The organism is Sphingomonas sp. (assembly GCF_042096255.1).
Taxonomy (GTDB): Bacteria; Pseudomonadota; Alphaproteobacteria; order Sphingomonadales; family Sphingomonadaceae; genus Sphingomonas.
The window spans coordinates 1-16966 of sequence record NZ_JBELLZ010000079.1 but is presented as its reverse complement, the minus strand read 5'-3'; the positions used below and the strand labels follow the sequence as shown (position 1 = coordinate 16966).

Annotated in this window: 19 protein-coding genes and 1 tRNA gene; 7 read left to right on the top strand and 13 right to left on the bottom strand. The window is 68.6% G+C overall.

Annotated elements, in window-relative coordinates:
- Positions 1-923: alpha/beta fold hydrolase (locus tag ACFDTH_RS13785; RefSeq protein ID WP_375288121.1), on the bottom strand; the 923-nt coding region annotated here is incomplete at its 3' end.
- Between the two features lie 229 nt (positions 924-1152).
- Positions 1153-1229: transfer RNA gene (locus ACFDTH_RS13780), tRNA-Arg, on the bottom strand.
- Between the two features lie 59 nt (positions 1230-1288).
- Here ACFDTH_RS13780 and ACFDTH_RS13775 point away from each other — a divergent pair.
- On the top strand, positions 1289-2029 hold the full coding sequence (locus ACFDTH_RS13775) for a queuosine precursor transporter (protein WP_375288120.1): 741 nt from the start codon (positions 1289-1291) through the stop codon (positions 2027-2029).
- Here ACFDTH_RS13775 and purQ read toward each other — a convergent pair.
- From purQ to ACFDTH_RS13740, 7 genes are all read right to left on the bottom strand, one after another.
- Positions 2026-2691, bottom strand: a complete 666-nt coding sequence (gene purQ / locus ACFDTH_RS13770; RefSeq protein WP_375288119.1) for a phosphoribosylformylglycinamidine synthase subunit PurQ — start codon at positions 2689-2691, stop codon at positions 2026-2028. The genes ACFDTH_RS13775 and purQ overlap by 4 nt on opposite strands.
- The gene (gene purS, locus ACFDTH_RS13765) at positions 2688-2921 is read right to left on the bottom strand and encodes a phosphoribosylformylglycinamidine synthase subunit PurS (protein WP_375288118.1); all 234 of its coding nucleotides are present in this window, start codon (positions 2919-2921) and stop codon (positions 2688-2690) included. Before purS ends, purQ begins: the two co-directional genes overlap by 4 nt.
- Positions 2921-3700 (bottom strand): phosphoribosylaminoimidazolesuccinocarboxamide synthase, encoded by a 780-nt coding sequence (gene purC, locus ACFDTH_RS13760; protein WP_375288116.1) that lies wholly within the window; start codon positions 3698-3700, stop codon positions 2921-2923. The genes purS and purC overlap by 1 nt, the downstream gene beginning before the upstream one ends.
- 96 nt (positions 3701-3796) lie before the next feature.
- On the bottom strand, positions 3797-4591 hold the full coding sequence (locus ACFDTH_RS13755; protein WP_375288115.1) for a hypothetical protein: 795 nt from the start codon (positions 4589-4591) through the stop codon (positions 3797-3799).
- A 96-nt stretch (positions 4592-4687) separates the two neighbouring features.
- Complete coding sequence (gene kynU / locus ACFDTH_RS13750) at positions 4688-5902, bottom strand: kynureninase (protein WP_375288114.1); 1215 nt, start codon at positions 5900-5902, stop codon at positions 4688-4690.
- On the bottom strand, positions 5899-6864 hold the full coding sequence (locus tag ACFDTH_RS13745) for an alpha/beta hydrolase family protein (RefSeq protein ID WP_375288113.1): 966 nt from the start codon (positions 6862-6864) through the stop codon (positions 5899-5901). The genes kynU and ACFDTH_RS13745 overlap by 4 nt, the downstream gene beginning before the upstream one ends.
- Positions 6865-6941: 77 nt before the next feature.
- Entirely contained in the window at positions 6942-7097 is a 156-nt protein-coding gene (locus tag ACFDTH_RS13740) for a hypothetical protein (RefSeq protein ID WP_375288112.1), read from the bottom strand.
- A 107-nt stretch (positions 7098-7204) separates the two neighbouring features.
- On the opposite strand from ACFDTH_RS13740, the gene ACFDTH_RS13735 reads away from it, so the two are divergent.
- From ACFDTH_RS13735 to ACFDTH_RS13715, 5 genes are all read left to right on the top strand, one after another.
- Complete coding sequence (locus ACFDTH_RS13735; protein WP_375288111.1) at positions 7205-8098, top strand: LysR substrate-binding domain-containing protein; 894 nt, start codon at positions 7205-7207, stop codon at positions 8096-8098.
- A 38-nt stretch (positions 8099-8136) separates the two neighbouring features.
- Positions 8137-8556: a response regulator transcription factor gene (locus ACFDTH_RS13730; protein ID WP_375288110.1), complete on the top strand. Its 420-nt coding sequence runs from the start codon at positions 8137-8139 to the stop codon at positions 8554-8556.
- A 97-nt stretch (positions 8557-8653) separates the two neighbouring features.
- Positions 8654-9193 carry a DUF4199 domain-containing protein gene (locus ACFDTH_RS13725; RefSeq protein ID WP_375288109.1) on the top strand — a complete coding sequence of 180 codons (540 nt, stop codon included), beginning with the start codon at positions 8654-8656 and terminating at the stop codon, positions 9191-9193.
- Between the two features lie 47 nt (positions 9194-9240).
- Positions 9241-11487: a DNA topoisomerase IV subunit A gene (parC, locus tag ACFDTH_RS13720; RefSeq protein ID WP_375288108.1), complete on the top strand. Its 2247-nt coding sequence runs from the start codon at positions 9241-9243 to the stop codon at positions 11485-11487.
- Between the two features lie 56 nt (positions 11488-11543).
- Positions 11544-13208 carry a putative bifunctional diguanylate cyclase/phosphodiesterase gene (locus ACFDTH_RS13715; RefSeq protein ID WP_375288107.1) on the top strand — a complete coding sequence of 555 codons (1665 nt, stop codon included), beginning with the start codon at positions 11544-11546 and terminating at the stop codon, positions 13206-13208.
- Here the strand turns inward: ACFDTH_RS13715 and ACFDTH_RS13710 are convergent.
- The 4 genes from ACFDTH_RS13710 to ACFDTH_RS13695 all read right to left on the bottom strand — a co-directional run bounded on the left by ACFDTH_RS13710 (position 13178) and on the right by ACFDTH_RS13695 (position 16454).
- Positions 13178-14368: a CCA tRNA nucleotidyltransferase gene (locus ACFDTH_RS13710; protein ID WP_375288106.1), complete on the bottom strand. Its 1191-nt coding sequence runs from the start codon at positions 14366-14368 to the stop codon at positions 13178-13180. The genes ACFDTH_RS13715 and ACFDTH_RS13710 overlap by 31 nt on opposite strands.
- Positions 14356-14952 (bottom strand): CoA pyrophosphatase, encoded by a 597-nt coding sequence (locus ACFDTH_RS13705; RefSeq protein ID WP_375288105.1) that lies wholly within the window; start codon positions 14950-14952, stop codon positions 14356-14358. Before ACFDTH_RS13705 ends, ACFDTH_RS13710 begins: the two co-directional genes overlap by 13 nt.
- Positions 14949-15503: a DUF1285 domain-containing protein gene (locus tag ACFDTH_RS13700; RefSeq protein WP_375288104.1), complete on the bottom strand. Its 555-nt coding sequence runs from the start codon at positions 15501-15503 to the stop codon at positions 14949-14951. The genes ACFDTH_RS13705 and ACFDTH_RS13700 overlap by 4 nt, the downstream gene beginning before the upstream one ends.
- Before the next feature lie 438 nt (positions 15504-15941).
- Positions 15942-16454, bottom strand: coding sequence for a GNAT family N-acetyltransferase (locus tag ACFDTH_RS13695; RefSeq protein WP_375288103.1), 513 nt, complete (start codon positions 16452-16454; stop codon positions 15942-15944).
- 102 nt (positions 16455-16556) lie between these two features.
- Between ACFDTH_RS13695 and ACFDTH_RS13690 the strand changes: the two genes are divergently transcribed.
- Positions 16557-16966, top strand: a 410-nt coding sequence (locus tag ACFDTH_RS13690) for a dihydroneopterin aldolase (protein ID WP_375288102.1), incomplete at its 3' end; no start/stop codon positions are given.

Genomic DNA, 16966 nt, shown 5'->3' with positions numbered 1-16966 from the left:
AGCCCGGCAATCTCGTCGGTTTTCTCGTCGAGAGCGAAGTGACCTGCGTCGAGCAAGTGAATCTCCGCATTGGGCACGTCCTTCTTGAATGCCGCACCTCCTGCCGCGATGAAGGAGGGGTCATTGGCGCCCCACACGACCAGGGTCGGCGGTCTATGTTCGCGCAGCCAAGTCTGCCATTGCGGATAGGCCGCGATATTGGTTCGATAGTCGTAGAGTAATTTTGACTGGATCGCGCGTTGTCCGGGTTTCGAGAGGTGAGCAAACTCACCTAACCACGCGTCGGGATTGTAGCGCTCGGGGTGCATACTGCCCGCGGTATGACGCTGCATCGTCGTATCGAACGACAGGAAGGTGTCCGGTACTTCCGGATGAGCGTTCGGGGCCGCCCAGAATGCCGCGATGCCGGGCCACTTCTTTCCCAAGCCTTCTCGATAGGCATTGCCATTCTGGATGATTAATGCGTGCAAGCGCTCTGGATGCGCGAGCATCAAACGGAAACCGATCGGCGCCCCGTAGTCGTGAATGTAAAGGCTGTAACGATCGATCTTCAGGCGGACGAGCAGACCGTCCATCACCTTCGCGAGATGGTCGAACGTATAGGGAAACACGGACGGGTCGGGCGCGTCGCTCTGTCCAAAGCCCGGATAATCTGGTGCTATGATGTGGTAGCGGGTGGCCAGAAGCGGGATCAACGCTTCATACTGGCGAGACGATGTCGGAAAACCATGCAGCAAAACAATGGTCGGCGCATATTTGGGTCCGGCTTCGCGATAGAAGACCCCGACGCCGTCGACCTGCACCTTGTGGTAGGTCGTGGTCGAGTGAGACGATAGCTGTGGAGCGGACCATGCTGCCGGCGCGAGGCCAAGTGACAAGATGGCTGCTGCCGCGAGTCTTAGGATCTGGCGCCCGAGGCGCATGGGCTGGCAACACATCATCTTGAATTCCCATTGGAAGCCATGTCGACCCGATCCGAAAGCGACGTCTGGAGACGCGTTGACCGACAGGGGTGGGTGCGCGATCACCCAAACTTCGCCGATAGGCGGGGCCTGGTTACATCGATGAGGCTGCGGTCGGCGGTTTACACCGGTCTGCCGATCGCTGGCATTGATCTGGCCGGGGAGTAAGGCGCAAGGCGCTATACGTGGATGGCGCGCCCGACAGGGTTCGAACCTGTGACCCCAAGCTTAGAAGGCTCGTGCTCTATCCAGCTGAGCTACGGGCGCGCGCCGCGTCCCCGTAGCGCGGATTGCGGCGGCGCGAAACGGGCGGCATGATGGCGGGAATGAGCGAGGAGCAGCCCGGCCGCGTCGCGGCGCAGGCGATCGCGGGGCGATCGCTGCGCTATTATGACTTCGTCATGGCGGCGTTCGTCGCCATCCTGCTGCTGTCCAACGTGCTGGGCGCGGGCAAGGTGGCGCAGGTGTGGCTGCCGGGCGTCGGCCACTGGCCGTTCGGTGCGGGCATTCTGTTCTTCCCCATAGGCTATGTCATCGGCGACGTGCTGACCGAAGTGTACGGCTATGCCCGTGCGCGCCGGGTGATCTGGGCGGGGTTCGCGGCGGTGCTGTTCATGGCGTTCATGAGCTGGGTGGTGGTGGCGCTGCCGCCCGCGCCGAGCTGGACCAACCAGGCGGCGTACGAGACGGTGTTCGGCCAGGTGCCGCGCATCGTCTTCGCCAGCGTGATCGCCTTCTGGGCGGGGGAGTTCGTCAACTCCTTCGTGCTGGCGCGGATGAAGCTGGCGACCGGCGGCCGACACCTGTGGATGCGGACCATCGGCTCGACCATCGCCGGGCAGGGGGTGGACAGCCTGATCTTCTACCCCGCCGCCTTCCTGGGCGCGGAGGGCTGGACGGGCGAGCTGGTGGTGACCGTCCTGTTTACCCAGTGGGCGCTCAAGGTGGGCTGGGAAGTAGTGCTGACGCCGGTGACCTATGGGGTGGTCGGCTGGCTCAAGCGGGCCGAGGGGCTGGACGTGTATGATCATGGAACGGACTTCACGCCGTTCCGGGCAGGCGTCTAGCCAACCAGCTCCAGCAGCCCCTCGAACAAGCGGCGGCCATCAGTGCCGCCGTGTGCGGCTTCCACCTTGCGCTCGGGGTGGGGCATCATGCCCAGCACGTTGCCGCCTGCATTGAGGATGCCGGCGATGCCGCGGGCGCTGCCGTTGACCTCTTCGCGGTAACGAAACGCGACGCGGCCCTCGCCTTCGAGTCGGTCGAGCGTGTCGGCATCGGCGAAGTAATTGCCGTCATGGTGCGCCACCGGCACGGTGATGGTCTCGCCCGCCTGGTAGCGGCTGGTGAAGGCGGACTGCGCATTTTCCACCGTCAGCGCGACGTCGCGGCAGACGAAACCCAGGCCGGCGTTGCGCATCAGCGCGCCGGGCAGCAGCCCCGCCTCTGTCAGCACCTGGAAGCCGTTGCACACGCCCAGCACCGGCAGGCCCTTGCCCGCCGCCTCGGCCACCGCGCCCATGATCGGCGAGCGCGCCGCCATTGCGCCCGAGCGCAGGTAATCGCCATAGGAAAAGCCGCCGGGCACCGCCACCAGGCCGACGCCGTTGGGCAGGTCGGTGTCGCGGTGCCAGACCATCTCGGGCTTCTTGCCCGTCACCTGCTCCAGCGCGACGGCGAGGTCGCGGTCGCAATTGGAGCCGGGGAAGACGATGACCGCCGTCTTCACGCGGCCTGTTCCACCCGGTAATTCTCGATCACCGTATTGGCGAGGAGCTTGCGGCACATCGCATCGACATCGTCGGGGCTGGTGCCGTCCGCCAGATCGAGCTCGACCAGCTTGCCCACCCGCACGCCCTCGACGCCCGAGAAGCCCAGGCCGGAGAGCGCATGCTCGATCGCCTTGCCCTGCGGGTCGAGCACGCCCGGCTTGAGGGTGACGTGAACCTTAACCTTCATCACTTGCCCCGCTTCTGCCGGTGCTTCTCGAGATCGAGCACGGCGGTCTCCTCGCCGTCCTTGAACAGGCCCAGCCGCCGCGCGACCTCCTGATAGGCCTCCGCCTCGCCGCCCAGGTCGCGGCGGAAGCGGTCCTTGTCCATCTTCTCGTTGGTCTCGATGTCCCACAGGCGGCAGCCGTCGGGGCTGATCTCGTCCGCCAGGATGATGCGCGACCAGTCATTGTCCCACACCCGGCCGAACTCCAGCTTGAAGTCGACCAGCTTGATGCCGACCCCGGCGAACAGCCCGCACAGAAAGTCGTTCACCCGGATCGCGAGGTCCTGGATGTCGTGCATCTCGTCCTGGCTGGCCCAGCCGAAAGCGGCGATATGCTCGTCCGAGATCATCGGATCGCCGAGCGCATCGTCCTTGTAGTAATATTCGATGATCGTGCGGGGCAGCTTGGTGCCTTCCTCGATCCCCAGCCGGGTGGAGAGCGAGCCGGCGGCGAAGTTGCGCACCACCACCTCGATCGGCACGATCTCCACCTGGCGCACCAATTGCTCGCGCATGTTGAGGCGGCGGATGAAGTGGGTCGGCACGCCGATCATGTCGAGCAGGGTGAAGACATGCTCGCTAATGCGGTTGTTGAGCACGCCCTTGCCGTTGATCGTGCCCTTCTTCTGGGCGTTGAACGCGGTGGCGTCGTCCTTGAAATACTGGATCAGGGTGCCGGGCTCCGGACCCTCGTACAGGATCTTGGCCTTGCCCTCGTAGATCTGCCGGCGGCGCGCCATGCGGAAACCCCTGAATGAAGCGGCCCCGGCGACGCGGGAGGGCGGAGCCGGGGCGGGTTGAGCGGGGCGTATAGGGGAAGGGGGGCGGGGGCGCAATCAGGCGGCGGGTCCGCCGAACACGCGATCCCACCAGTGCCGGCCCCAGCGCCGCCAGACCAGCCATAGCAGTAGCAAGAGCAGCGCGGGCGGGCCGAACGTGGCGAGCAGCCAGGTGGCGCCGATCAGCGTCATCCGCGCGGAACCGAGCGCGGTGTCGGCGTTGTCGCGCAGCGCATTGCCAAAGCCGACTCCGTGGCCGGTCTGGTAGCTGAACGCCATCGGCGTGGTTGCGATCCGTGCGCGCGCGGCATCGGCATCGGCGGCGCTGGTCCGCGCGGCGGCGACCTGCTGTGCCCGCTGCGCGCGCAGTTCGGCGCGCTCGGCGGGCGAGAGCTTCGGATCGGCGATCTGGCGGTCGAGCGTTGCGATATCACCCTGCGCGACTTGCGACGCGGCCGCCGAGGCCTCGGGCGTCGTTTCCTCGCCGCTGATCTCGGCGCCGACCAGGGTGGCGCCCCCGCGCTCGGCGGTGACCACCGCCTCACGGCCGAAGCGCCGGGCGATGCGGCTTGCCACCTTGACGCTGAGCGAGGCACGGGCGGTGCCGTCGCGATCGACATTGTACGACAGTCCGGTGATCCGGCAGTTCGCCATGCCCACCCGCTCGCAGGCCTGCGCATGCGCTTCCTGGAGTTCGGCAATGGCACGCGAGGGCAGTTCGAAAGCGTATCCGTAGGTGAAGGCGATCCCGGCGGTGGCATTGCCGGCAAGGTCGGGCACCTCGCCCGATTCCGGGGCTTTGCTGCACGCAGCAGCGGAAAGGAGCAGGGCGGCGGCGACCAGACGCTTCATTGGACCTCCGGATGCAGGACGACAATCCCGATCACATAAGTCGATGATGCGTTCAACTGTGCAAATATATCGACGAACGGAAATGCTGTGTGCTCGTCAGGTCACAGCCGCCCTCACCGCAAACCGTGGGTCGCGCCACTCCTCCGACCGCACCACCTCCGCCAGCATCGCACCAGCGCGCCACACGTCGGCGTGGCTGAGGTAGAGCGGCGTCAGCCCCAGCCGCAGCACGTCCGGCGCGCGGAAGTCGCCGATCAGGCCGCGTGCGATCAGGGCCTGCGATATCTCCCACGCATGCGCGTGGCGGAAGCTGATGTGGCTGCCGCGCCGCGCCGGATCGCGCGGGGTGATGCATTCCAGCCCGAGCGCGTCGCCCGCCGCCGCCATGATGTCGTACAGCGCCGCGCCCTTCGCCGCCAGCGCGGTCATGTCCACCGCGCCCCACAGGTCCAGCGCCGCCTCCAGCGCGGCAATGGCGAGCACCGAGGGCGTGCCGACCAGCCAGCGCTTCATCCCCTCTGCCGGGCGATAGCCATCCTCGAAGTCGAACGGCGCGGCGTGGCCCATCCAACCGGATAGAGGGCTCACCAGCCGCTGCTGCCAGCGCTTCGCCACATACAGGAACGCCGGCGCGCCGGGGCCGCCGTTGAGGTACTTGTAGGTGCAGCCGACCGCGAGGTCCGCGTCGGCCGCGTTCAGATCGACGGGGATGGCGCCGACGCTGTGGCTGAGGTCCCACAGCACCAGCGCGCCGGCGGCGTGGGCGCGGGCGGTCCATGCGGCGAGGTCGAAGCGTTCGGCGGTCTTGTAGTGGACCTGGGTGAGCAGCACGACCGCGGTGTCGTCGCCGATCGCCTCGGCGAGCCGGTCGCGCGGCACCGCCACCAGCGTCGCGCCGGGCACGCAGCCGACCGCGCCCTCGGCGACGTGGAGATCGGTGGGGAAGTTGCCCGTCTCGCTCACCACCGTGCGCCGCGCCGGATCGACCCGCAGCGCCGCGACCAGCGCCTTGAACAGGTGGGTGGAGGTCGAATCGCCGACGATCACCTCGTCCGTCGCCGCGCCGATCAGCGGCGCGATCTTCGCCCCGATCCGCTGCGGCGCCTCGATCCAGCCCTCGTTCCAGCTGCGGATCAGCCGCTCGCCCCATTGCCGGGCGGTTGCGTCGGCGAGCGCATCGGGCGTCGCGCGGGGCAGGGGGCCGAGCGAGTTGCCATCGAGGTAGAGCACGCCTTCCGGCAGTGCGAAGCGCTCGCGGAAGGGAGCAAGCGGGTCGGCGGCGTCGAGGACGAGGGCGTCGTCCAAGGTCACTGCTGTTCCTCCCCGGAACGGGGAGGGGAACCAGCCGCAGGCTGGTGGAGGGGCGGTGCGGCTGGGCGATCCGCTTGTGGCGAACGCCCCTCCACCCCCTCGGTACGCGCGGCGGTCCCCCTCCCCGTGCCGGAGAGGATCTGGCGAATCAGCCGCTTGGTCTCCGCCCACGCTGCCGTTCCCGGCGTCACCAGTTCGACATGGCCGGTCTGCGGCACCTCGTGCAGCACCGCCGCATCATCCGCCGCCTTCGCCCGCGCCACATAGTCGGTCGCCATGCGATAGGGGATGATCCGGTCCTCGCGCCCGTTCACCAGATGCTGCGGCACGCCCAGCGGCAGCAACCGCGGCACGCTGGTGTTGGCGAAGTCGCGCCCCGGCCCGAGCAGCCTGCCGACCACCTCGGTGCCGCAGCCGTTGTCCGGGCTGGCCGCCACCGCCTCCAGGTCGGGCAGCCCGCCCAGGCTGATCACCGCGCGCACCGGCAGCGGCGCCGGGCGATACAGGACATGGCTCGCCTGCAACCGGTGCCGCCCGGCGAGCCACAATGCCAGATGCCCGCCCGCCGAATGGCCGACGACGACCACGCGCGCGGGATCGAGCCGATACTCAGCCGCTTTGTCGAACAGCAGGTCCGCCGCCGCGGCGGCATCGGCGAAGGTGCCGGGAAAGCCGCCGCCCGCGCGGTCGACACCGCGATAGTCGATGTTCCACACCGCATAGCCGTCCGCCCGCAGGTCCGCGGCGACCCAGTCCATGATCGAGCGATCGGCGATGCTGGTCTGCCAGCAGCCGCCGTGCACCATCAGCACCACTGGGTGCGGGCCGGGGCCTTTCGGCAGCCACAGGTCCACCTTCTGCATCTGGTCCGCGCCATAGGCGATCGTCTTGTCCGCATCGGCCCTGGGCCGGGCGGAAAGGTCATTCCAGGTGAGCAGCGCGGATTCGGTGGCGGCGGTCATCAGCATCAAGGAGGCGAGGGCAAGCGGAAGTCGCATCACGTTCCACGCTACGCGACTTCCGCTCCTTCGGCCACCGCTCAGTGGCGTGTTGCCCGTCGCCTCCAGGGCGCGTCGAACTGGATGGCGCTGAGCCGGACCCAGGCACGCGCGATATGTTTAAGGACCTTATGGAAATCGCGCCCGGTCTTGCGGTGCTCGCGTGCCCAGTCAGCGGAAAGGAAATCGTCTCTCATCGCGCTTCTCCGATGCTTCGATCAGCCCCGCTGAAATGGCGTATCGGCAGGCGAGGCGCCAACAAAGCGCTCGACACGATTCACAAGCTGGACTTATGAATCTTGCTATGCGTCGCCTGCCCCCGCTCGCTGCCGTCCGGGTGTTCGAGGCGGCCGCGCGCCATCAGAACTTCACCGCGGCGGCGGAGGAGCTCGGCATGACGCAGGCGGCGGTGAGCTATCAGATGCGCGTGCTCGCCGAGCGGCTGGGCGTCCCGATGTTCCGGCGCGAGGGCCGGCGCGTGCTGCTCACCGATCCGGGCGCGCGGGTCGCCGCCGAACTGACCCGCGCCTTCGACGCGATGGATGCCGCTTTCGCCGGCCTGCGCGCGGATGACGAGCGGTTGCTCACCCTGTCATGTACCAACACCTTCGCCAGCACCTGGCTGGCGTGGAAGATCGGCGGCTTCCAGGTCGCGCACTCGGACATGGCGGTGCGGATGCTGACCAGCGACGCACTGACCGACTTCATCTCGGACGATGTCGACGCGGCCATTCGTGCCGGACGGGGCGGCTGGCCGGGGCTGGCCGCGGACCTGCTGCTGCCGGTGGACTTCACGCCGATGTGCAGTCCGGCGTTTCTCGCCGCCCATGGCGGGCGGATCGCCGCAGAGGACCTGCTCACGGTCCCGTTGGTCAGCCCGCATGATCCCTGGTGGGCGTACTGGCTGGCGGAAGCGGGGGTGGAGGCGCCCGAAGGTAGCTTGCGCTCGGGCATCCGCCTCGATTCCCAGGCGCATGAGGGGCATGCCGCAATGGCAGGGCAGGGGGCGGCGATGCTGACGCCCTTCCTGTGGCGCAAGGATCTGGCCGAGGGGCGGCTGGTCCTCCTGTCCGATCAGGTGTCGACGCGCGGCTATGGCTATTGGTTCGTCTGCCCCGAACATCGCCGCCGCGCGCCCAAGATCGTCCGTTTCCGCACGTGGCTGCTCGCCGAGATCGCGCGGGACCGGAGTGCCTGACGCTTGCTGTGTACCACATCAGCAGGCATCTTGATTCGGTGACCCGCGATCGCCTGCGCCGCGCCGCAACGCTCCTCGGCTATGGCGCGGCGCTTGCCGCGGGGACGCTGCTGCTCGACTGGATCGACTATCGCCGGGCGATGCGGGCCATGCCGGCGTCGGTCGCGGTCGCGGTGGCAGGCACCGCCTTCCTGGCGCTCGGACTGTTCCTCGGCTGGCGGTTGACCCGTCCGGCGCAACCGCTGCGCGAGCCGGAGGCGACGCTCGGCATCAGCGCGCGGGAGCGGACCGTGTTGGAGGCGCTCGCCGCCGGCCTGTCCAACAAGGAGATCGCGCGTCGGCTCGATGTCTCTCCCAACACGGTCAAGACCCACCTTTCCAACCTCTATGCCAAGCTGGAGGCGCGCCGCCGCACGGAGGCGATCGCGCGGGCGCGGGCGATGGGGCTGCTGCCCTGATCCGGACGGGTGAGCGGACGGAATCACCCGTTCGGGCGATAGGCGGGCGGGCGCGGACCCATCATGCTGGCGCCTCCACGAACGAGGGGAATCGGACATGACCGCCACCATCCTGCGCAACGGCACGATCGCCGGCGCGATCGCCGGCATTGCGCTGATCGTCACCATGCTGCTCTTCTTCGACCGGGTGGTTGGCACGGTCGGCATGGCGGTGGGCTACCTCACCATGCTGGTCGCGCTCAGTTTCGTTTTCGTCGCGATCAAGCAGGAGCGGGACGGCGCGCGCGGCGGCACGATCGGCTTCTGGCCGGCGCTGGCGGTGGGGCTGGGCGTGTCGGTCGTGGCGGGCGTGTTCTACGTGCTCGCTTGGGAGCTCACGATTGCGCTCAGCGGGCGCGACTTCGCGGGTGCGTTCGCGCAGATGATGATCGACGGCGCCAGGGCGGGCGGCGCCACCGGTGCGGCGCTGGACAAGGCCGTGGCCGAAGCGCGCGCCTTTGAGGCGAGCTACCGCAATCCGCTGTACCGCATGCCGCTCACCTTCACCGAAATCTTCCCGGTCGGCGTGCTCGTCTCGCTGGTTTCGGCGGCGCTGCTGTCCCGGCGGACGTTCCTGCCGGCGCGGCTCGCGCGCTGAAACCGGAACGGTTGTGGAACAAGGGCGTCCGCTGCTAGGCGGAGCGCATGGCGACCGACCTGACCGTGCCTCCCGAGCCGCCCGTCGGCATCCTCGACGCCCCGTTCGACAGCGCGCTCAGCGAACGCTACCTCGTCTACGCCCTGTCGACGATCACCGCGCGCTCGCTGCCGGACGTGCGCGACGGGCTGAAACCGGTGCACCGCCGCCTGCTCTGGGCGATGCGGCTGCTGCGGCTCGATCCCACACAGGGCTACAAGAAGTGCGCCCGCGTCGTTGGCGACGTGATCGGCAAATACCATCCGCACGGCGATCAGTCGGTCTATGACGCGATGGTCCGGCTCGCGCAGGACTTCGCGCTCCGCTATCCCCTGGTCGACGGCCAGGGCAATTTCGGCAACATCGATGGCGATAACGCCGCCGCCTATCGGTATACCGAGGCGCGGCTGACCCAAGTTGCCATCGACCTGATGGAGGGGCTGGACGAAGACGCGGTCGCCTTCCGCCCCACCTATAATGGCGAGGAGCAGGAGCCCGAGCTGTTCCCGGGCGCCTTCCCCAACCTGCTGGCGAACGGCGCCAGCGGCATCGCGGTGGGCATGGCCACCGCCATCCCGCCGCACAACGCCGCCGAACTGCTCGACGCCGCGACTGCGCTGGTTGACAATCCCGCCGCCGATCCGCTCACCTATGTGCAGGGGCCGGACTTCCCCACCGGCGGGCTCGCCGTCGACAGCCCCGCCGCGATCCGCGAGGCCTATGCTACCGGCCGCGGCGCCTTCCGCGTCCGCGCGCGCTGGGCAATCGAGCGCGAGAAGGGCGGCGGCTGGCAGATCGTCGTCACCGAGATCCCGTACGGCGTCCAGAAGGGCAAATTGATCGAGCAGATCGCCGCCCTGGTGAACGACAAGAAGCTGCCGATCCTCGCCGACGTGCGCGACGAGAGCGCGGAGGACATCCGCCTCGTCCTCGAACCGCGCAGCCGCACCGTGGACCCGCAGGTGCTGATGGACGGGCTGTTCCGCCTCAGCGACCTCGAAGTGCGCGTGCCCCTCAACCTCAACGTGCTCGATCACCAGCGCACCCCGCGCGTGATGAGCCTGCACGAGGCGCTCAGCGCCTGGGTGGACCACCAGTTCGTCGTCCTGCGCCGCCGCACCGAGCATCGCTTGGGCAAGATCGCCGACCGGCTGGAGCTGGTGCGCGGCTACATCATCGCCTTCCTCAACCTCGATCGCGTGATCGAGATCATCCGCACCGAGGATGAGCCCAAGCCGGTGATGATGGCCGAGTTCGGCCTCACCGATCGTCAGGCCGAGGCGATCCTCAACATGCGCCTGCGCAGTCTCCGCCGGCTGGAGGAGATGGAGCTGCGCTGCGAGCAGGACGCGCTGGAGAAGGAGCAGGCGGATCTCGAACAGTTGCTCGGATCCGACGCGCGCCAGCGAACCCGGCTCAAGAAGGACTTCCGCCGCATCCGCGACCGCTACGGCGCCGAGACGCCGCTGGGTCGTCGCCGTACAACCATCGAGGAAGCTGCGCCCACCCGCGACATCCCGCTGGAGGCGATGATCGAGCGCGAGCCGATCACCGTGATCCTCTCCCAGCGCGGCTGGATCCGCGCGATGAAGGGTCATGTCGACCTTTCCGCCGCCGAGACGCTGAAGTTCAAGGAAGGCGACGGCCCCGCCTTCGCCTTCCATGCCCAGACCACCGACAAACTGCTGCTCGCGGCGGAGAACGGCCGCTTCTTCACGCTGGCCGCCGACAAATTGCCCGGCGGCCGCGGCTTCGGCGAGCCGGTGCGCGCCACCATCGACCTCGACGGCGGCGTCGGCATCGTCGCGCTTTTGCCCGCCCGCGCCGCCGACAAGCTGCTGCTGGCCGCGAGCGACGGCCGCGGCTTCGTCGCCCCGGTGGCGGAGGTGATCGCGGAGACGCGCAAGGGCAAGGCGGTGATGACGCCGCGGCCGGGCGAGAAACTGATGCTGGTCCGCCCGCTCCCCGCCGGCGCCGACTATCTGGCCGTGATCGGCGAGAACCGGAAGATGCTGGTCTTCCCTCTCGCCGAGGTGGCGGAGATGGTGCGCGGGCAGGGCGTCCAGCTCCAGCGCTATCGCGACGGCGGCCTGTCCGATGCATTGCCCTTCCGTTTCGCCGACGGGCTCAGCTGGGCGATGGGCGGTGAGACCGGGCGGACCCGCACGGAGGCTGACATGACGCCGTGGCGCGCCGCGCGCGGCGCCGCTGGCCGGATGCCCCCGGTCGGCTTCCCGCGCGACAACCGCTTCTGATCGCAAGGCTCGAGCGCTTTATTCGGGGTTAACTGCTTGGCGGTAACTGCAGTGGCGTGAAGGTCGCCCCCCTGAGAAGTTCCGTCGGCGCATTCGCGCGCGAGGACCTGTCGTGTCAGACGCTGCTGCGCCTGCTGCCGGTGCCGGTCGCCCTCGCGATGCGCGGAAAGGCGGACTCCGGCTGGCAAGACCGCAATCCCGCGTTCCGTGCGCTGATGGAGTTGGAGGTCGACGCTTTCCACGCCGGCCTGCTCAACGCGCGGATCAGCGCCTTCTTTGAGCGTGACGGCCGGTCCGAATCGTTCGCCTGGCGCACCGACGATGCGGTCAGTGGCCGCCAATACCGCGTATCTCTAACCCGCACGGAGCATGATCCGGACCTCTGCGTCGTCACCCTGATCGACGAGACCGGCGAGGTGCGGAACCGACAGACCCTTTCGCGCGAGATGACCACCGACGCGTTGACCGGGCTGCTCAACCGAGCCGGCTTCGCCGATCGGCTGGAGGACGTCGCATCGGTGCCGCAGCGGCAGTTCGCGGTGCTGATGGTCGACCTGGAAAGGTTCGACCGGGTCAACACGTGCCTGGGATCGATGGCGGGCGACGAGCTGCTCATCACCGCCGCCCGCCGCATGCAGGGTGCGCTTCGGGCGCACGATCTGCTGGCGCGGACCGGCGGAGACGAGTTCGGCATCCTGCTCCAGCTGGATAGCGGACCGGAAGAGGCCGAGCAGGCGGCGCGACGGATCGCCGCCATGTTCAACGACCCCTTCCGGCTCAGCGAATTTGAGGTGCGCATTTCCTGCGCAATCGGCATCGCCGTCGGCCCCGATGCCGGCACCGATGCGGAGGACGTGATCCGCCGCGCTCAGTTCGCCATGAAGCGCGCCAAGGCCAGCAAGCGCCCGGAAGCCTATCAGAGTGACGCCTTCGTGGAGGCGAGGGAGCGCTTCGCCACCGAAACGGCATTGCGCCGTGCGCTCGAAACCGATGGTCTCAGGCTCTTTTTTCAGCCGATCTGTGATCTTGCCACCGGACGGATCACCGCCTTCGAGGCGCTGACCCGCGGCATCGGCGCCGGCCCGGCGCTCGCCTCGCCCGAGCAGTTCATCGCGGTGGCAGAAGAATCAGGACTCATCCTGCCGCTCGGCCGCTGGGTCATCGACGAAGCGCTGGCGACGCTGGCGCGCTGGGACGCGCGTGGCGGCAATCACGACATCGAGGTGACCGTCAACGTCTCCGCCATCCAGCTTCAGCGCGACGAGATCGGACTGGTGGTGAAGGACTCTCTGTCACGCCACGGCATCGAGGGGCATCGCCTCAAGCTCGAGCTGACCGAAAGCGCGTTGGTTTCGGAGCCCGAGCGGATCGAACAGGCCCTTCACGCGCTGCGCGCGCTCGGCGTGACCATCGCGATGGACGATTTCGGCACCGGCTATTCGAACCTTGCCTATCTCCAACGCCTGCCGATCGACGTGCTCAAGATCGATCGCAGCCTCGTCACCGGCATGCTGGGCGACCGCGACAAAGTGTCGATCATCCGCGCCATCCTGGGGCTCGCCAAGGCGCTGGGCATGACCACGGTGGCAGAAGGCATAGAGACGCCCGAACTGGCGCAGGCGCTTGCCGCGCTGGGCTGCACCTATGGCCAGGGCTACACCTTCTCGCGCCCGGTCGATGCCGAGTCCGCCTATGCGTTGCTGGTCGACCGCAACGCCTGATCCACCACCTCGTCCGCCAGCACCGCGACCCGCGCCGCGTCCGGGAAGCCCTCCGCGATCCATCGCGTCTCCAGAGCACGCAGCGCGGCGGCGACTCCGGGGCCGTTGACGAGGCCGCGTTCCACCAGCGCGCCGCCGCTGATCGGCAGGCGCGGTGGCGCCCAGCCGATGATCGGCGCCGGGTCCTCTCCGGCCAGCAGCAGCCGATCGCGCGCGATCGCCGGCCCGCAGCGATAGGCGAGTGCGCGCGGTCCCTCGCTTCCCGGTCCCGCGGTAGCGGCGACCAGCCGCTTGCGATCCGCGTTCGATAGTTTCAGCCGGCCGCCGATCCCTTCGGCGACTTCCGCCGGCAGCAGGGCCGCCAGCCGGCGGACCGCTTCGGCTTCGACGCCCGCGGCCGCCTCGCGCTCCGCCAGCGCGGCGAGGCGTGCGACGCCGGCAGCATCGATCTCCGGCAGCACCGGGCGCAGGATGCCATTCTCCACCATCAGCGCGGTCACCCGCACCGCCGCCGGGGCGACCAGCAGCCGCAGCAGTTCTGCCGCGATCCGCTCGCGCGAGAGCGCCATCAGGTCGTTGGCGCGATCGGCGCAGGCCTTCAGCCCCGCGGCATCGATCGCGTCGCCGAACCGGGCGTGAAAGCGGAAGTAGCGCAGGATGCGCAGGTGATCCTCGGCGATCCGCTGATAGGGATCGCCGATGAAGCGGACACGGCCGGCGGCGAGGTCGCCCAAGCCGTCGAAATGATCATGCACCGCGCCGGTCCGAACGTCGGCATAGAGCGCATTCATCGTGAAGTCGCGCCGCGCCGCATCCTCGCGCCAGTCGTCGGTGAAGGCGACCACCGCATGCCGTCCGTCGGTCTCGACGTCGCGGCGCAGCGTCGTCACCTCGATCGGCTGGCCGGAGGCGAGCACCGCGGTGACCGTGCCGTGCTTCAGCCCGGTCGGCACCGCCTTCAGCCCCGCCGCCTTGATCCGCCGCATGCTCTCCTCGGGCGCGTGGCGGGTGGCGAGATCGACGTCGTAGACCGGCTTGCCGATCAAAGTGTCGCGCACCGCGCCGCCCACCACGCGGGTGGCGTCTGCGTCCAGCGCCTCGACGAGTTCGGCAAGGCCGGGGAACGCCTCCCAGCGCGCGGGCGCGATCACGCGGTCCATCGCAGCCGCCGGGCGAGGTTGACGATCATCGCCGCGGTGGCGCCCCAGATGCGCCGATCCTCCCAGCGAATCTCGTAATAATGGCGGGTCCGGCCCTCCCAATCGACCGTCTCCTGCCGGTGGTTGGCATGGTCGAGCAAGAAGTCGAGTGGCACCTCGAACACGCTCGCCACCTCCGCCTCGCTCGGCACCACCGGAAGGTCGGGCGGCACCACGCCGACCACGGGGGTAACAGCATAGCCGGTCACGGTGCGATACCGGTCGGCGGTGCCGATCACCTCCACCAGCGCGGGCGGCAGGCCGATCTCCTCCTCCGCCTCGCGCAGCGCCGCGGTGACCGCATCCTCGCCGGGATCGAGTCGTCCGCCTGGAAAGGCGACCTGCCCGGCATGGCGGCGCATCGTCTCGGTGCGCTGGGTCAGGATCACGCCGGGACGGGCACGGTCGGTCACCGGGACCAGCACCGCGGCGGGGCGGGTCTGTGCCTCGTCGAGCGGCAGGTCCGGTCGGTCGCCGGTCAGCAACACCAGTTCGGGACCGTGCGCGGAATGCAGCGCCTGCCGCAGCCGTTCGGCCAGCATCAAGCCGGGAACGCGAAGAAGGCGCCGTGGCTCCACACGCCAGCGGGCTCCTCGGCCAGCGCGCGTTCGGCCAGTTCGTAATAGACGGTGCGGGCGAGCAGCGCCTCCAGCCCGCCGCGGACCAGCAGGTACGGGTGCGGCCCATCCTCATGCTGGGCGAAGCGGATCGGGTGGTCCGGCCCGGCGGCGACGAGTTCGCCGGTGTTCAGGCGGAAGGCGAGGCGCGCGTTGCGGCCCTCACCCTCGGCCTTCATCTCCACCGCCACGAACGGCGCATCCTCCACCGCGATGTCCAGCTTCTCGACCGGGGTGACCAGCACGTACCCGCCATCCGGCTCGCGCCGCAGGATGCGGCTGAACGCACGCACCATCTGCGGGCGACCGATCGGCGTGCCCTGGTGGAACCAGGTGCCGTCGCGCGCGATCCGCATCTCGCTGTCGCCGCAATGGTCCGGGTGCCAGCGCTCGACCGGCGGCAGCCGTTGGTCGTCGGCGAGCCGCGCGATGTCGGCGATCGTCAGCTGGTCGAGGTCGGGCAGCGCGGGCATCGGCATGGCGGTGAGGTAGGGGCGGGCGCCGCGCGGGTAAAGGCGGGCAGCGCCGATGCGAGCGGAGACGAATTGAGACGGTTGAGGCACCGGCGCACATTTCCCGGCAAAGGCGACGCGCAGGCGACGGCGACGCGACACCTTCGCAACGCGAGGCGACACGGACGCGACACCGATGCGCCTGTGCCGCAACAGCGAAGCGGCACCGGCGCGATGCGATACGGATCTTCGATCGATCCATAGCACTCCGTTCGTCCTGAGCGGAGTCGAAGGCATAGGCAGGCGAGCGGGCATGGGATCGTATCGTCCTGACGATACGCGTGCTCGTGTCACGCGCTCCGCGATCAGATCAGTGTTTCTCCAACATTTGAAGTCGCAGAAAGGCGCGCGATCCCGGGTCACGTTTGGGGTGACGATCGTGTCCCGAAGGTTGTGCGGACGTGGTTACGCCGGAACGACCTGCGCCGGACGGACCTCGCCGCTGGCCGCCGGCACCCGCTCGCCGCGGGCGAGCAGGCGGCGCGGTTCGAAGGGGCCGGGCAACCGCCAGCCGCCCGTCCGCTCGGCGGAGAAGCCGAAGAATCGCGCGTAATATTCGGGATCGCCGACCAGCATCATCGCATCGTCGAGTCGCCACTCATGCGCGGCGGCGAGGCTCGCCTCCATCAGCAGCCGGCCGATGCCGCCCTGCTGCCGCTCCGGCGCCACTGCCACCGGGCCGACGAGCACCATCGGCGCGTTATCACCGCCATCGCCCTCGAACAGCACCGGCCAGCACTGGATGCTGCCGATCAGCACATCGCGGTCCATCGCCGCGAAGCTCAGCGCCGGGATCGCGCGCACGCCCTTGCGCAACCGGTAGGCCGTGCGGCCGTGGCGATCGGTGCCGAAGGCGCGATCCAGCAGCCGCTCCACCGCATCGGGCGCGACCGTGTCGAGGGGGATGAGTTCGATCATGACCTCCATGGGCCGGCAAAGACCGGGGCGGGGCGCTTTAGCGCGCACCCGCGCGAAGGCAAGCGCTGGCTTTCACAACCGCCGCGCGATAGGCGCGCCGCGATGGACAGCCTGCAACTCGAAGTGCACGATCTCGACGTCTCGGTGCTCACCGGCATCTATTCGGAAGAGACGCATCTTCCCCAGCCCCTGCGTATCTCGATCACGGTCGACCTGGACCTCCCCGACCGGTTCGAGCCGGACACGCCGCTCACCGCATCGAAGAACTATCTCGACCTGAAGCATGCCGCCACCACCGCTTTGCCGGCGGGCGTGCATTTCAAGCTGATCGAGGCGGTGGCGGACCATATCTGCGAGACATTGTTCCTCGGCGACCGCCGCGTGCAGCGCGTGCAGGTGAAGATCGTCAAGCTGGCGCTGACCGAGCGCGAGGAGCGGATCGGGGTAACCCTGGTGCGAGGTTTATTTACGCATTGTACTGAGAAAACGGCTTTGCCTTTGAGTGAAAAACA

Excerpts from the sequence above, each read along its gene's own strand:
- ACFDTH_RS13775 (WP_375288120.1), top strand. The coding sequence starts at position 1,289 with ATGAGCGAGGAGCAGCCCGGCCGCGTCGCGGCGCAGGCGATCGCGGGG.
- purS (WP_375288118.1), bottom strand. The coding sequence starts at position 2,921 with ATGAAGGTTAAGGTTCACGTCACCCTCAAGCCGGGCGTGCTCGACCCG.
- purC (WP_375288116.1), bottom strand. The coding sequence starts at position 3,700 with ATGGCGCGCCGCCGGCAGATCTACGAGGGCAAGGCCAAGATCCTGTAC.
- ACFDTH_RS13755 (WP_375288115.1), bottom strand. The coding sequence starts at position 4,591 with ATGAAGCGTCTGGTCGCCGCCGCCCTGCTCCTTTCCGCTGCTGCGTGC.
- ACFDTH_RS13745 (WP_375288113.1), bottom strand. The coding sequence starts at position 6,864 with ATGACCGCCGCCACCGAATCCGCGCTGCTCACCTGGAATGACCTTTCC.
- ACFDTH_RS13740 (WP_375288112.1), bottom strand. The coding sequence starts at position 7,097 with ATGAGAGACGATTTCCTTTCCGCTGACTGGGCACGCGAGCACCGCAAG.
- ACFDTH_RS13735 (WP_375288111.1), top strand. The coding sequence starts at position 7,205 with ATGCGTCGCCTGCCCCCGCTCGCTGCCGTCCGGGTGTTCGAGGCGGCC.
- ACFDTH_RS13725 (WP_375288109.1), top strand. The coding sequence starts at position 8,654 with ATGACCGCCACCATCCTGCGCAACGGCACGATCGCCGGCGCGATCGCC.
- parC (WP_375288108.1), top strand. The coding sequence starts at position 9,241 with ATGGCGACCGACCTGACCGTGCCTCCCGAGCCGCCCGTCGGCATCCTC.
- ACFDTH_RS13710 (WP_375288106.1), bottom strand. The coding sequence starts at position 14,368 with ATGGACCGCGTGATCGCGCCCGCGCGCTGGGAGGCGTTCCCCGGCCTT.
- ACFDTH_RS13700 (WP_375288104.1), bottom strand. The coding sequence starts at position 15,503 with ATGCCGATGCCCGCGCTGCCCGACCTCGACCAGCTGACGATCGCCGAC.
- ACFDTH_RS13695 (WP_375288103.1), bottom strand. The coding sequence starts at position 16,454 with ATGATCGAACTCATCCCCCTCGACACGGTCGCGCCCGATGCGGTGGAG.